The organism is Saprospiraceae bacterium, assembly GCA_016717265.1.
GTDB lineage: Bacteria > Bacteroidota > Bacteroidia > Chitinophagales > Saprospiraceae > Vicinibacter.
This window is the reverse complement of record JADKFX010000001.1, coordinates 1,549,778-1,564,311: the sequence shown is the minus strand read 5'-3', so window position 1 is coordinate 1,564,311 and position 14,534 is coordinate 1,549,778. Positions and strand designations below refer to the sequence as shown.

11 protein-coding genes are annotated in these 14,534 nt (G+C 32.3%); 7 read left to right on the top strand and 4 right to left on the bottom strand.

The window, feature by feature from the left end:
* Positions 1–72: 72 nt before the first annotated feature.
* Positions 73–1,463, bottom strand: a protein-coding gene (locus IPO86_06125; protein MBK9727680.1) for an IS3 family transposase whose coding sequence is annotated in 2 segments (ribosomal slippage) — positions 73–1,139 and positions 1,139–1,463 — 1,392 coding nt in all. Because the reading frame shifts where the segments join, the coding sequence is not laid out codon by codon here.
* Between the two features lie 107 nt (positions 1,464–1,570).
* Here IPO86_06125 and nrfD point away from each other — a divergent pair.
* The 5 genes from nrfD (at position 1,571) to IPO86_06100 (ending at position 6,281) form a co-directional block, all read left to right on the top strand.
* The gene (gene nrfD, locus IPO86_06120; protein ID MBK9727679.1) at positions 1,571–2,536 is read left to right on the top strand and encodes a polysulfide reductase NrfD; all 966 of its coding nucleotides are present in this window, start codon (positions 1,571–1,573) and stop codon (positions 2,534–2,536) included.
* Entirely contained in the window at positions 2,511–3,410 is a 900-nt protein-coding gene (locus IPO86_06115) for a hypothetical protein (protein MBK9727678.1), read from the top strand. Before nrfD ends, IPO86_06115 begins: the two co-directional genes overlap by 26 nt.
* Positions 3,411–3,690: 280 nt before the next feature.
* Positions 3,691–4,659 carry an acetyl-CoA carboxylase carboxyltransferase subunit alpha gene (locus IPO86_06110; protein ID MBK9727677.1) on the top strand — a complete coding sequence of 323 codons (969 nt, stop codon included), beginning with the start codon at positions 3,691–3,693 and terminating at the stop codon, positions 4,657–4,659.
* A 66-nt stretch (positions 4,660–4,725) separates the two neighbouring features.
* Complete coding sequence (locus IPO86_06105) at positions 4,726–5,616, top strand: 4-hydroxy-tetrahydrodipicolinate synthase (GenBank protein ID MBK9727676.1); 891 nt, start codon at positions 4,726–4,728, stop codon at positions 5,614–5,616.
* Positions 5,617–5,981: 365 nt separating this feature from the next.
* Positions 5,982–6,281 carry a winged helix-turn-helix domain-containing protein gene (locus IPO86_06100; protein ID MBK9727675.1) on the top strand — a complete coding sequence of 100 codons (300 nt, stop codon included), beginning with the start codon at positions 5,982–5,984 and terminating at the stop codon, positions 6,279–6,281.
* Here IPO86_06100 and IPO86_06095 read toward each other — a convergent pair.
* Positions 6,274–7,104 carry a UDP-2,3-diacylglucosamine diphosphatase gene (locus tag IPO86_06095; GenBank protein ID MBK9727674.1) on the bottom strand — a complete coding sequence of 277 codons (831 nt, stop codon included), beginning with the start codon at positions 7,102–7,104 and terminating at the stop codon, positions 6,274–6,276. The two genes, IPO86_06100 and IPO86_06095, sit on opposite strands and share 8 nt — an antisense overlap.
* A 121-nt stretch (positions 7,105–7,225) precedes the next feature.
* A complete protein-coding gene (locus IPO86_06090; protein ID MBK9727673.1) occupies positions 7,226–8,233 on the bottom strand; it encodes an alkaline phosphatase family protein in 1,008 nt (335 codons plus the stop codon).
* Between the two features lie 245 nt (positions 8,234–8,478).
* On the opposite strand from IPO86_06090, the gene IPO86_06085 reads away from it, so the two are divergent.
* Together IPO86_06085 and IPO86_06080 are read left to right on the top strand one after the other, a co-directional pair.
* Positions 8,479–10,041 (top strand): GNAT family N-acetyltransferase, encoded by a 1,563-nt coding sequence (locus IPO86_06085; protein MBK9727672.1) that lies wholly within the window; start codon positions 8,479–8,481, stop codon positions 10,039–10,041.
* A 56-nt stretch (positions 10,042–10,097) separates the two neighbouring features.
* Positions 10,098–10,769: a 1-acyl-sn-glycerol-3-phosphate acyltransferase gene (locus tag IPO86_06080; protein ID MBK9727671.1), complete on the top strand. Its 672-nt coding sequence runs from the start codon at positions 10,098–10,100 to the stop codon at positions 10,767–10,769.
* Positions 10,770–11,129: 360 nt separating this feature from the next.
* Here the strand turns inward: IPO86_06080 and IPO86_06075 are convergent, their stop codons facing one another.
* Positions 11,130–14,435 (bottom strand): PKD domain-containing protein, encoded by a 3,306-nt coding sequence (locus tag IPO86_06075; GenBank protein MBK9727670.1) that lies wholly within the window; start codon positions 14,433–14,435, stop codon positions 11,130–11,132.
* Positions 14,436–14,534 lie beyond the last annotated feature (99 nt).

The following is a 14,534-nucleotide window of genomic DNA, read 5'->3' as shown; positions in this document are numbered from 1 at the left end:
AACGAATTTTTTAAAACAGAATATTGTATGTCGTCAAAGTAATTTGAACTTTTCACTAATTAGTGTTTCTATTTAATTCAAAGCTAATTCTTTTTGTTTATAAATATTAATTTTAATGGGAAATAATTTTTCATATTCAATTTTTCTATCCCTAAGACATTGTAGTTTAATTCTTTCTCTTTCTTTTAAAATGAGGTCGCCACGACCAAAATACATATCGGCAGGAGTTAAATTTTCTAGTGATTCATGGTATCTTTCATTGTTATAAGTTTGCACAAATTTTTCTAAAGCTCTTTCCAATTCCTCAGGGCAGTAATAATTATCAAGTTTTACGACGTTTTTCATTGTCCTATGATATCGTTCAATCTTGCCTTGCGTTTGAGGATGGAATGGCCTTCCATGTATCTGGTCTATATCATAGAATTTTTTCAAATAATTTTTTAAATCAGAAGCTATATAGCAAGAGCCATTGTCAGACAATAATTTAGGTCGTTGTTTAGTGACAATTTTAGCTTTGATGATTGCTCTATCAACGGTCCTTTTTACATCCTCCACTTTCATGCCTTTGCAGAGTTCCCAGTGGACAATATATCTGCTGTAATCATCTAAAACAGTACTTAAGTAATACCAACCCCAGCCTAATATTTTAAAGTAGGTAAAGTCTGTTTGCCACATCTGATTTACGAATGCAGTCTTTTTACTAAATTCATCTGCTGCTGTTATAAAAATATGTGCAGGAGCCGGAATCAATCCTCTTTCTTTTAGAATTCTATAGACGCTTGATTCTGATATAAATATTTGTTGTTCATCCGTAAGTTTATAAGCAAGTTCCCTGGATGATAAATGAGGAAACTCCAATGCAAGTATGACAACAATATTTTTTTGCTCTTGTGGAATACTGTTCCATTGCCTTCTGTTAGTACGTTTACTGGGAGCCAATCCATCCACACCATGATCAGAATAAGCTTTATACCAGTTATAAAAAGTACTTTTATTAAGTCCAATCTCTCGAAGTGTTTTGTTAACCCCAATTTGGGAACCAACTACGATATTGATTAACTCTTGTTTTTCCGAAGCTGTAAATCTCATATACTTATTGAATTTTACGGTTATTCCAGCACGGACAAGCTTTTTTTTACAATATCATATCGAAGTACCAAATCAGCAACCATCTCTTTTAAACGCTGATTTTCCTTTCTAAGCTCTAACACTTCATCACTTGTGGCTTCCCTGGTCGTATCGCCGGATAATCGCTTCTTTCCTGCTTCCAAGAACTCTTTATTCCATTTGTAAAATTGCGGTTCATGTATTGAATACTTTCGACATAACTCTGCTACTGAAATCTCAGCTCTCAATGCTTCCATAACAATTCCAATCTTTTGTTCGGAACTAAATATCCTTCTAGTTCGTCTGCGAATCTCCTTAATGAAGTTTTCTGTGGTTTGTTTCTTCTTTGTTTCCATAATTTGTAAATTTAATTGATCCTGGAAACACTAACTAGTTTTTAGTTATATTTAGTCCACTTTATCCTGACGATTTACAGTTTGCATCGCTCATCATAATAGTAGATATGGGTCGCCCAGAAAGATTACTCAATTTAGCAATTCATCCAAGAATGCAATCACCCATTATGTGGGATGTAATCGTCATTGGCACCTACTTTCTAATTAGCATACTATTACTTTATTTACCGCTATTACCAGACCTTAAAATTCTCATCAAAAACGCAAATTCAAATTCAAAGTGGCTACCGAAAGTGTATCAATTCTTAGGTTCCTTTTGGCAAGGTTCAAAGGATCAAAATAATATAAACAATCATTCCATTAAAATCCTTAGTATTATGATCATTCCGGTGGCATTTTGCATCCACACGGTAACTTCCTGGCTATTCGCCACTACGTATAGGCCTGGCTGGGATAGTACAAATTTTGGTGCATATTTTGTTTCCGGGGCTTTTCTAGTGGGTGCTGGAGGAGTCGTAATTGCTATGTATGTTTTTAGAAAAGCGTACCATCTTGAATCTTATATTACGGAACATCATTTTGATAGAATGGGTAAAGCTGTGGTCATGCTGGCATTTCTTTATTTATATTTTAATGTTAATGAATATTTAGTACCTGCCTTTAAAATGAAAAAACCAGAAGAGGCCCATCTCACACAATTATTTGCAGGAGATTATGCTCCCATGTTTTGGTTTGCAATTGTGGTAGGAATGTTAATTCCAATAACGATTCTTATAACCAAAGCAGGTCGCAAACCAACCTTTGTATTTATTGCAGGAATCATGGTTGTAGTGGGTGCTTGGTTTAAAAGATATCTGATTGTAACTCCAACTTTATTGCATCCTTTTTTACCGATGCAGGATGTACCTGATCGATTTAAACATTATTTTCCAAGTTGGCAAGAATGGGCAATCGCAATGGGTTCATTAGCAGGAGCCATGTTAATCATTACACTATTTGCAAGAATATTCCCTATTATTCCTATTCACGAAACGATATCTGGACACGATGAACAAGCTGAACAACTTATTTAAATCTATTTTTTGTATTTTATTTCTGATTTTAAATCAAAATAATTTATGGAGCCAGGAGGATAGCATTGTCCCTGTTAAAAAGCCTCTCATTTCAATAAAATATTTTAATATTCAGGGCAAAACGCAATACTTAAATACACAGTGTAATCTAAAGATTGATAAAAAAATTGAACCCATTCGAAATTTAAAAATAAAAATTTATCTGGATGATGAAACGGATGAAAAAAATTTAATAACAGAAGCAACAACAAATCATGATGGAAATTTAATAAGCTATATTCCAACAACATTTAAAAATCAATGGGTTCAATTAAACCATCACAAATTTATTGCAGTTACGGATTCAATTCCTGAAATCGGAAGTCGTCAAGCTGAAACAGAAATTAATATTGCAAGGATTAAAATTGATACCGTTTTAGATTCAGACATACGTTCTGTGATTGTTTCCTTTGAAGAACGAAAAGATAATACCTGGATTCCTGCAAAAGATGTTGAAATCAAGCTCGGTGTGAAACGTCTTGGATCTGTGTTACCCTTAGGCGAGGATGAAACTGTTACAACAGATTCAACAGGAACAGCAAGCACTGAATTTACAAAAGAATCATTGCCTGGTGATCCTAATGGAAATTTTATTTTAATAGCTAAAGTTGAAGACAACGAAACTTATGGAAATCTGGAAGCTGAAACAATGGTTCCTTGGGGCGTAGCTACAAACTATGAAAATAATTTTAATAAAAGGAGTTTATGGGCCACTGGCGATAAAATTCCAATTTGGCTACTTTCGGTTGCTTGTTTTATTATTTTTTCAGTTTGGGGAACCTTAATACTTCTTGTTTTTAGACTCCTGAAAATTAGAAAACTTGGTTATAAATAATGTCCTAATATTAGGATATTAATAATTCAAAATGGTAGAATACTTATAAAACTATCGGAAGCATTAAATTCAAATATATCCTTTAGACTTTTCAAAAAATGTGCTTTAGGTTATTACATTAAATTTTTAAGTAATATATAAATGCTTATATTATAATTAGTTTAATTCGCCCGAGTCAAAAAAAATATCCTTTATTTAATTCTCCCATTTCTTTGTTCTAACTTGCTTTTTGAAATGGTTTCCATTTTTAACTGCTTAATTGCCATAAACCTTTGATTATATGATTTTTATGGATTTTGAAAAGCCTTTAGAAACGCTTTATGGCCAACTAGAGAAGCTTCAGAAAATTGCTGATGACAGCGATATTGATATGACCGGAAAAATTAAAGAAATAGAAGAAAAAATTAAAGAAAAAAGGGAAGAAATCTATAGTAAGCTTACAGGTTGGCAAAAGGTTAGTCTTTCTCGACACCCAAATCGGCCTTACACATTGGATTATATTAAAGTAATGTGTTCAAAATTTATTGAACTCCACGGTGATCGAAATGTTAAAGATGACAAAGCGATTGTTGGAGGAATTGCTAAAATTGATGAACAATCTGTAATGATCATTGGGCATCAAAAAGGCAATACTACAAAGTTGCGACAATTTCGAAATTTTGGAATGGCAAATCCAGATGGATATAGAAAAGCACTACGTCTTATGAAAACTGCCGAAAAATTTGGCATTCCGGTGGTTACATTAATCGACACTCCAGGTGCTTATCCTGGTATTGAAGCTGAAGAACGAGGACAGGCAGAAGCCATTGCCCGAAACTTATTTGAAATGGCTAAATTGGAAGTACCTATTATTTGCTATATTATTGGTGAAGGGGCTTCTGGTGGCGCTTTAGGAATTGGTGTAGGCGATAAAGTATTTATGCTTGAAAATACCTGGTATTCGGTTATTTCTCCAGAATCTTGTTCATCTATTCTATGGCGCAGTTGGAATTTTAAAGAGCAAGCTGCAGAAGCTTTAAAGCTTACAGCAGATCATATGGAAGGTTTCGGTCTCATTGATGGTATTGTTAAAGAACCTGTTGGCGGCGCTCATTCTGATCCACAAACAATGGCTAATACATTGAAACTTCATATTCTAGATCAAGTTGCTAGACTTTCAAAAAACACTAAAGAGCAACTCGTTAATGAACGAATAGAAAAATATAATAAAATGGGAAGATTCATTGAGGAAAAATTGGTATCCAGCTAATGCTTAAATTTAATACATTAAAAAATAAATTCCTCAATTTTCGTCCAAATCCTAAAGTAAATTTTAATGAAATCCAACTACAGCTTTTTAAAAGGAACCGGAGTCGCATTAATAACTCCTTTTGACGCAAATGGTCAGATTAAATTTGAAGATTTATCTAAAATTATTGAACATTGTATAGCTGGAGGAGTAGATTATTTAGTGAGTATGGGAACTACGGGTGAATCGGCTACACTTTCTTATGAAGAAAGGATATCTGTTATTCAGCATACCATTAAAATATCAAATAATAGAATTCCTGTTGTTGCAGGATTCGGTGGAAACAATACGCTTGAATTAGTTAAAGAAATTCAAATTTTAAATACCGAAGGTATTTCAGCAATTTTATCAAGCAGCCCTGCTTATAACAAACCTTCTCAAGAAGGTATTTTTCAACATTACATGGAAATTGCAGAACACAGTCCTTTACCGATCATTATTTATAATGTACCCGGCAGAACTGCTTCCAATATTTTGCCTGAAACTACCTTGAGATTAGCACATGCTTCTTCAAAATTTGCCGCTGTTAAAGAAGCTTCTGGTGATTTGACACAGGCAACAAAAATAATTAAAGAAAAGCCAGATCATTTTTTAGTTTTATCAGGAGATGATCCTTTAGCCTTAGGTCTTATAGGTATCGGAGGTGATGGAGTAATTTCTGTTATTGCCAATATATATCCTAAGTTGTTTTCAGATATGATCCGTTTTGCAATGCAAGGAAACTTTTCTGAAGCCCAAGAAATAAACCTGCGATTATTTGATCTCCATAAATGGCTCTATATTGATGGAAATCCTGCAGGTGTCAAAGCAGGAGCACATTATTTAGGATTATGTGAAAATATATTCCGGCTCCCATTAGTTCAAATGACATTAGGAAATTTCGACAGATTAAAAAAAGAGATGGATTTGATAAACTAATTAATATTGATCTCAATTTAATTAGTCATATGGCAATCTTTAGTTCTAGTTTCACTCTAGATTATTTATTCCGGTGCACTTTAGTACTATAATCGTGAAAATCTATATTCGGCTATGTTCGAATTTTAGTTGAATGGTGCTTTCTGCTATTGCTTTAGCATAAAATTACATTTAACCATTTCAAATATACATTCCAACTGAATAAAACGAACAGGCTGAAGACAGAATCCTCCGAAATCAATTTCTTTACATTAATTTAATGATTTCATAATTTTAAAAGCATCTTCACTGCCTCTAGACAAGACTAACTTTGCCCCAAAGAATAATATTAAATAACGTCTCACTAATAATGCCTAAACCTAAGAATGAAAATGATAGTTGATAGTCTACGGCATGTTGTAATTAAAGATCAGATTCAAATCAAAGATCTTACTAGAAGAGAATTTCAAATTTTGTGGCACTTATGCCAAGAACCTGGAAGGGTTTATACAAGAGAACAAATTTTTAATCAAGTGTGGGGCGCACAACCCAATTCGAATGATCGCACCGTAGATGTACATATTGTGCAACTAAGGCGAAAAATTGATAAATCCCTTATAAAGTCTATTAAAGGGGTCGGCTATAAAATAATACTTGAAAAAGAAGAGGTTGAACTCATTAAATAAGGACTTCACTTCTTGAAACTAAGTCATTGAATACTTTAGCTGGCTTTTCTCTGTAGATTAAATGTCGATTTAAGTATTGAAATTCCATTTCATCATAAGTATACAGTGACCAATTGCCATTTTTATATTCCAGTGCACTTAAATTTTCTACCCAATCACCGGAATTCATGTAACATATTTTTTTAGCATTTTTTTCAACATGAACGATATTGGGAATATGAATATGTCCACAAATTACAAACTGCGCATTTTTACTTATGCCATATTCAACAGCTTGTTCTTCAAAGTTTTTAATAAAATTAATGGCTTGTTTAATTTTGGATTTTACAGAATGTGCAAATGAAATTCTTTCAAATCCTAATTTTAATCGAATGGCATTAATAATCGTGTTCATTCGAATTAAATTGTCATATCCGAATCCTCCCATTTTAGCTAATAATGGGGACATTTGAATAGAAAAATCAAATGCATCTCCATGGAAAAATAAATGCCTTTTCCCATCAATTTCTAATTCAAGTTGATCTCTAAAATAAATATTACCAGAATAAAATGGAATAAATTTTCGAATAAACTCATCATGGTTTCCAGAAAGATAATATACTTTCGTTCCATTCATTGCCATTTTCATCACTTCATATATAACTTGTATATGTACCGGTGGAAAATATCTTTTCGTAAACTGCCAACCATCAATAAAGTCTCCATTCAGAATAAGAACTTCAGGTTGTATAGACTGCAAATAATTTAATAATTCACGAGCTTGACAACCAAAGGTACCCAAATGTACATCAGATAAAACAACGGCATTTAATATTCTTTCCATATCACGCAAAATTATGAGTTATTGCTCGACTAAGTTATTAAATGAATATTACTAAATAATTAATCTTATAGGTAAAGCATTACAATCGTATTATCAAAATAATTCATTCACGTAAAATAATTTACCACTGATCATTCACAACCAAAACTGGATTATAATTTTTATCACAGTCAAGACCCATACTGGATAACCAAGAATAACCATCTAAACTCCACGCATCATTACATTCTGGTTTCCATCCTTGGTCATACAATAAATGATGTAATGCGGTTACCGCTATATCTGGTTGTACCGGGCATGCAGGTCTGACAGGAAAACAAATTGGATTGGATATATCATTGCAATTACCCATATCAACACCTATTTGCAAACATTGCTTTATTCTATCATTGTAAGCAAACCAAAATACCTGGCGTTCCGCTTGAGAATAGCCTCCATGATTCAATAATTGACCACCATGATCTGTTGTAACTAAAATCAACCAGTCCTCTTCCATATATTGAGGTCTTTCCTTTAAAGCATTAATTAACACACCTACAGAATGATCAATATTTTCAATTGCATTTACATAAAATGGATTGTATTGACTAAAACCTAAAATATGCCCGATGAGATCCGCTGCCGCTAAATATACAAAATAAAAATCTAAATCCGTTGAAACCACCCACTCTTTTGCTTCTGTCGTCGTTTTCTCTGTTCTTCCTAAACTCCCAGTAATAATTTGATCCCAACCCAATGATTCATTGACTCTTCTAAACTTAGACCACTCCATATACATCCCAAATTTCAAATCTGGATTAACTTGTTTACCTAAGGTACACAGCATTGGGTATTTATCATATCGACTTCCGTTAAATGAATTGTTCAATACACCGTGTTTATTATGATATACTCCACACAATATACTAGACCAGGAAGGAGCAGAGATCGTGATATCCTGATGCCATGATTCAAAAGTACCAAATCCATTTTCTGCAATAAAATCAATATTTGGTGTTCTTGCAATTTGTAAGACATCAGATCGTACACCATCTATTCCAATTAATAATACTTTTCGTTTACCAGCTTCTAACTGAATTGCAAGAAATAAAAATATCCAAACTAAAAAATTACTTGAATTTGTGGCCATTCTATGCGTATTAAATTTTAAAAAATTCACACACAAAAATAGATGTAAGCCAATATAAATATTGATTTTACATATTACTTATTTATTAAATATATACGCAATTTATATTAACTAAATACAGGATTGTAAATCCATCTTTAAGTGAATATTATGATATTGTAAATTATAAGTATAATATTATTAGAAGTAGATCAAAGTATTAAAAGGATATTAAATTTGATAGTTGAATACAATGACGAGTTTACATGAATAAAAATAAATTGTTGGATTACTATATTTCTAAAGAGGACTTTAAACGACTCAAAGGACCAAAAAATAATTTTACTGTCTTATGTAATAAAACGGATGATCCCAATAAATTAAATTGCTTGATAGAAGAATTGAAAAAAGCAAATCCATCACATTCTATTTCAACCGCTGAATTTTCTACAAATAACAAAATAAAACCTTCGGCAGAAGAAATTAGTCTAACTGAAAATAAAATTGTCACATTCGATACTAACGCTCCTAAAATTATAATTTACCAAGTCCATATAAATGGTTCCTTTACATACTCCGACTTGAAAGAAATTCTAATAAAAATTAAACTAGAATCTAAAATCATAAAAAGTATCCTCAAATTAAATCAACCAGTACTGCTGTGCAATCTCATTTCAGACAAATCTCATCTATTCAAATCAATCCTAAAAGTCTTAAAGACAAGTCTTAAAGCAGGACGGAATACTAAAATTGAAAAATCCACTTTGCTACTTAGAATAAGTCATTTGATAGATGAAAAAGATATTACTGGCTTTGACAAGTCCATCGATCTAAAAAAATATTTGATTAACAGATTAAAAATTTTAAACAGACCAGATTCTGAATTAGCCACCAAAAAAATAAAATATTTTTTCAAAATAAATGACACGCAACAAGAAATAATCCAGGAAATACCTAAAAAAGTCATCGCTCAGGAAATCCAAAATTTAGACCCTACTAGTAAAATTATCAGTTTAAATGAATTTGAAATATACATTACTGATTTTAATAAAATTCCGAATACCATGCTGGAAATTGGCAGGTTAAGAGAAGAAACATTTCGCAAAGCAAAGGAAGGTACGGGACTAAAAGTTGATTTAGATTCTTACGACCCATTTTATAAACATCTATTTATTTGGGATTCCACAAATATGAAAATAGCGGGTGCTTATCGACTTGCAGAAGGACATAAAATTATTCCTTTATTAGGAAAAAAAGGATTCTATATTTCCTCTTTATTTAAAATTAAAGATGAATTTAATGAAGTATTGATACAGAGTGTTGAGCTTGGGCGTTCATTTATATCTCCAGCATATCAAAAATCAAACTTGCTACTGCTACTTATGTGGAAAGGGCTCTATAACTACATCTTTCAAAACCCGCAAAACAGATATATTTTAGGACCTGTTAGCATTAGCCAGGAATATTCTAAAATCAGTAGATTACTAATTATAGATTATTTGACAAAATATAATAAACATCCAACCTATGGAAATTTTGTAAAACCTCGCTCTCCATTTCGTTTTCTTAAAACTAAAGGCTCGGAAAACATTATCCTCCGCAATTTTGATCAGGATATTCAAAAATTCGATAAGTTAATTTCAGAAATTCAATTTGACTCCATCAAACTTCCTGTATTATTAAGACAATATTTAAAGCAAAATGCTAAAGTTATTGCTTTTAACAAAGATCCACACTTTCAAAATGTATTAGATGCTCTGTTAATTTTAGATCACGAAGAAATGCCAAAGGAATTTACGAATTTACTTCAAAAGAATTCTAATAATTGATGCCAAAAAATTTGGCATTAGGTACTTTTCGGTTAGTTCTCATAATATGGTTATTTTTGTTTTCAATCGGACTACTGTATTTTGAATTTGCCCTAAAGCGAATTCGTAAAAAATCGTTATTTAACAGTAAAAAAATACTAACTAAACTTTATATTGATACTTTAGGGATAAAAATCAAATGCAATATACCGATTCCATCAGGTCAGTTCATTATAATTTCCAACCATAAATCCTATATAGATCCCCTTATTATACTTCACTTCGTAGATTGTATTCCGCTAGCCAAGATTGAAGTATCTAAATGGCCATTAATTGGATTTACTTTAAAACTATTTGGCGTACTATTTGTGGAAAGAAACAACCTTAGCAGCAGAAAAAATGCAACTGATTTGATCAAAAATCACATTTATAATGGCTACTCCATTTTAATTTTCCCAGAGGGCACAACAAGTAATTCTTCAAAAACGCTCCCATTTAAAAATGGCCCATTTATAATATCAACAAAAACAAATTGTCCAATACTTCCGGTTGCAATTTCATATAAAGAAAAAAACGATTCCTGGATTGGAAAACAAAATTTTGTGGAACATTTCATAAAGTGCTTTTCTAAACGAAACACACCGGTAAACATCACATTTGGTGAACCAATTCATGCTACGGATCCTCTTCAATTAAAAGAAATCTGTAAAGATTGGATTGACAAAAAACTTCACATAGCTGAAGGGTAGAAAAAATATTTTCTCCACAAATTATAGTATTTAAAATTGCCTAAATAAAATTACCCTAATGCTGACAAACATAAAAATACTACGAATAGCCATATTGCTAAATAGAAAGCAGAAAGCCTATTTTTTCATTTATTTTCAAACTCATAAAAAATGGGCCCTTATTACAAATCCTGCACACTGTAGTTAAAATTTAGTTTTAAAGATTTTATCATTTTTCAAATTATCAGAATTCAACCCTGTCAAAAGAATTTAAGGAAATCAAGAAATACATCCAATGAATCCCGTGTCCAATTTCTAATACAAAAAAAAAGAGGATCTAACGGTTTAGATCCTCTTTTTTTATAAAGATAAAGAAAGGGTTTACATTACAAGAACCAATTTTGTATCAGTACCTTCCTTCGTAATAATTCTTACAGTATAATAACCTTTTGCAATCTGGTTTAAATTCTGAAATCGAATTGTGTTTTTACCTGTTTCAAGATCTACATTATTTGAATATAGACTTGTACCAAATGCACTTATAAGTTCGATTGTTGCAGGGAAATTCTTTTTAGCAACAATCATTAAATTAAACGCACCAGAATTTGGATTTGGATACAGTTCAATATCGGAAATATTTTCCAATTGCGATGTTGCTGTAATGATTACATTAATTTCCTTAGTAACTTTACTAACACAACCTCTAGAATTTGTAATTTCCAAAGTAACAAGATATTTTCCTGAAACTGTATACTGATGAATTGGACTTATTGAATTATCAGATGCTGTATTGTCTCCAAAATCCCAGCTATATTTATAATTGCCAGTTAAATTCGGAATAAAGGTGGTTTGATTATTTATAAAGTTTGAAGTAAAATCTACCGTTTCCTTAAAATATTGAATTGGTGAAAAATTATAATCTGCTGAATTTGGATCCCATTCACACCAACATTTTGTCCAGTTATTTGTACCAAATGCACCTACATAAGTAGTTCTTTCAAAATACGGATTTAAGTTATTAAATTCAGCACCTGTCAAAGCTGGTGAATTTGCACCCGGAATCGCATCTGGTTGTACACCATATGGATCTGTAAGTAAAAGTTCATTAATGTTTGAATAAATCCTATTTTCAGTAATGAATTGATCCGAGATTGCTTTCGTATTTATAGAAGTAGAGTCAAACAATTTTCCATTATTAGAGAATATATTATTACTTAAGTTTAATTCTTTTGAAGTTAAATAATAATTCTCTGAATTTGTGCTCTCTAATCTAACACCGGTAGGGAAACCTGCAATTACAGAGTTCCGAATACTTTGTTTTGTACTTCTTCTCAAATGCAGGGCTCTTCTAAAATTTGCATTAAATACGCTGGTAGCATCTTTTCTTGGTCCAATAATCGTCGCGTTGCTAAAAATTGACTGTGATATTGGAAGATTTGTAGAACCTTGCGCATCGTTATCAGCTTCAAATCCATTGGAACCAGAAATATCTGCCAAATTTGGATCCGAAACACCCAACAAAAATTGATTATTTCCTCTGTATCCAAAATCTGTATCAAACATATCATCGATCGTTTTATAAGCGACTAGATATTTTCCATTTACAGTTCCACCAAACCATTCGAAGGAATCATCACCACCAAAAGAAATCTGAACATTTTCTATTGTAGTTTGTGAACCAACACCTCCTAATGTCAAACCATTAGTTTCATTATTTGGTTGAAAAGCAATACCTGCATATTCAATCCGAACATATTTTAAAATACCAGAATTATCTAGATCATCGATTCCACCATATTTTCCTAAAATTGGATCTAATCCACCTTCAACAGTGCATTCTCCACCAGGACAATTTACCTTTCCTTTTCCTAGGATTAAAACACCACCCCAATCACCAGGACCTCTAGTACCTGCAGGTTTTGCTGAAGTAAAAACAATTGGCTTATCAATTTCACCAATGGCAATTAATTTAGATCCTCTGGTTATCACTAAGGCAGCAGGACTACCTTTAATTATGGTACCTGCTTCTATTGTCAAAGTTGCATTATTTTTTACATAAATAAAAGCAACTCCAGTCAAATTATAAATATTATTTGATGTCCATTTTGTATCTGTTATAATATCTGCATTTACAGCAATTTCTTTTGCACCTTCGGTGATCTTCACAGTTTTATTAATGCTTTTAACACATCCTCTATTCGTAGTTACTGTAAGTACCACTTTAAAGTCACCTAAAGCACTATAGGAATGATTTGTTATTTGTAGATTAGAAGTTGTAAAATCTCCAAAATCCCAACTATATGTAGCACCGCTAATACTTGGTGCAGTGAACTGTACGGTATTTTTGTCTACGACAAAGTTGAAGTCTGTAAACGCCGCAACATAGTCTATACCTTTGCTGTAATCTGCATTTTCAGGATCCCACTCGCACCAACATTTTGACCAATCTGTTGAACCAAAAGCGCCAACATAAGTCGTCTTAACTGCTGCACTTGAAATGCTATCAAAATTAGCACCGGTTAAAGCAGGAGAATTGGCAGCCGGAAGTGCATTTGGAATATTTGCAGAAGGTGCAATTAATCCTACTCCGGATAAATTTGCAACTACACGATTTCTAATTAATAAACTGTCGCCAATGATTGCAGAATTTACAGAAGTTGAATCCATAAATTTAGTATACCCTCCAAAAATATTATTTCTAATTTTTAATTCTTTAGAGTTTAAAAAATAATTCTCTGAATTACCACTTTCTAATCTAGCAGCGGAAGGAAAACCTGTAATAATTGAATTTCTAATAGATTGTTTTGTGCTTCTTCGAAGGTGAAATCCTCTTCTATAATTAGAATTAATAACTGTTGCAGAATCTAATTTTGGGCCTATGATGGTCGCATTTGTAAATAGCGCTTGTGAAAAAGGTACATTCATAGAACCTTGTGCATCATTATCTGCTTCAAAACCATTTGACCCTGATATATCGGCAACATTTGGATCACTAATACCTAATAAAAATTGGTTGGTGCCTCTGTATCCAAAATCAGTATCGAACATGTCATCAACCGTTTTATTTGCAACTAAATATTTCCCATTTACAGTGCCTCCAAACCACTCAAACGCATCATCTCCTCCACGACTAACCTGTACATAACTAATTTCAGTTTGCGATCCAACACCACCTAAGGTCAAACCATTTGTTTCATTATTTGGCTGAAAAGCGATACCCGCAAATTCAATTCGTACATATTTTAAAATGCCTGAATTATCACTGTCATCCGTTCCTCCATATTTTCCTAAAGTTGCATCTAATCCACCTTCAACGGTGCATTCACCCCCTGGGCAATTAACCGTTGCTTTACCCAATAATAAAACACCACCCCAATCACCCGTAGTTCTTTGTCCGGCAGGTTTAGAACTCGTAAATACAATTGGTTTCTCTGCTGTTCCAATTGCAATTAATTTGGAACCTCTGGTGATCACTAAGGCTGCTGGATTTCCTTTAATTAAAGTTCCTGCATCAATCGTCAAGGTTGCATTGTTTGTTACGTAAATAAAACTTGCACCTGTCAGTTCATAAATATTATCTGCTGTCCATTTGGTATCCACTGTGATATTTGCAGAAATTTGAATGTTGGTTTGTGCATTCAAAAATATCGGTAAGGATAATAACAATAAGAATAAAAGTCTTTTCATAAAAAAATTTGTTAAAAATTTTAAATTGATGTTCTGTATATAATTTCAATGCAAAATTATTGCATTCTAAACTTCGGTTTGTGTTTTTAATGTTACCAA

What these genes read in the sequence shown, in the direction of transcription:
- nrfD (MBK9727679.1), top strand. Translation starts at nt 1,571, where the DNA reads ATGGGTCGCCCAGAAAGATTACTCAATTTAGCAATTCATCCAAGAATG.
- IPO86_06115 (MBK9727678.1), top strand. Translation starts at nt 2,511, where the DNA reads ATGAACAAGCTGAACAACTTATTTAAATCTATTTTTTGTATTTTATTT.
- IPO86_06110 (MBK9727677.1), top strand. Translation starts at nt 3,691, where the DNA reads ATGATTTTTATGGATTTTGAAAAGCCTTTAGAAACGCTTTATGGCCAA.
- IPO86_06105 (MBK9727676.1), top strand. Translation starts at nt 4,726, where the DNA reads ATGAAATCCAACTACAGCTTTTTAAAAGGAACCGGAGTCGCATTAATA.
- IPO86_06100 (MBK9727675.1), top strand. Translation starts at nt 5,982, where the DNA reads ATGAAAATGATAGTTGATAGTCTACGGCATGTTGTAATTAAAGATCAG.
- IPO86_06095 (MBK9727674.1), bottom strand. Translation starts at nt 7,104, where the DNA reads ATGGAAAGAATATTAAATGCCGTTGTTTTATCTGATGTACATTTGGGT.
- IPO86_06090 (MBK9727673.1), bottom strand. Translation starts at nt 8,233, where the DNA reads ATGGCCACAAATTCAAGTAATTTTTTAGTTTGGATATTTTTATTTCTT.
- IPO86_06085 (MBK9727672.1), top strand. Translation starts at nt 8,479, where the DNA reads ATGAATAAAAATAAATTGTTGGATTACTATATTTCTAAAGAGGACTTT.
- IPO86_06075 (MBK9727670.1), bottom strand. Translation starts at nt 14,435, where the DNA reads ATGAAAAGACTTTTATTCTTATTGTTATTATCCTTACCGATATTTTTG.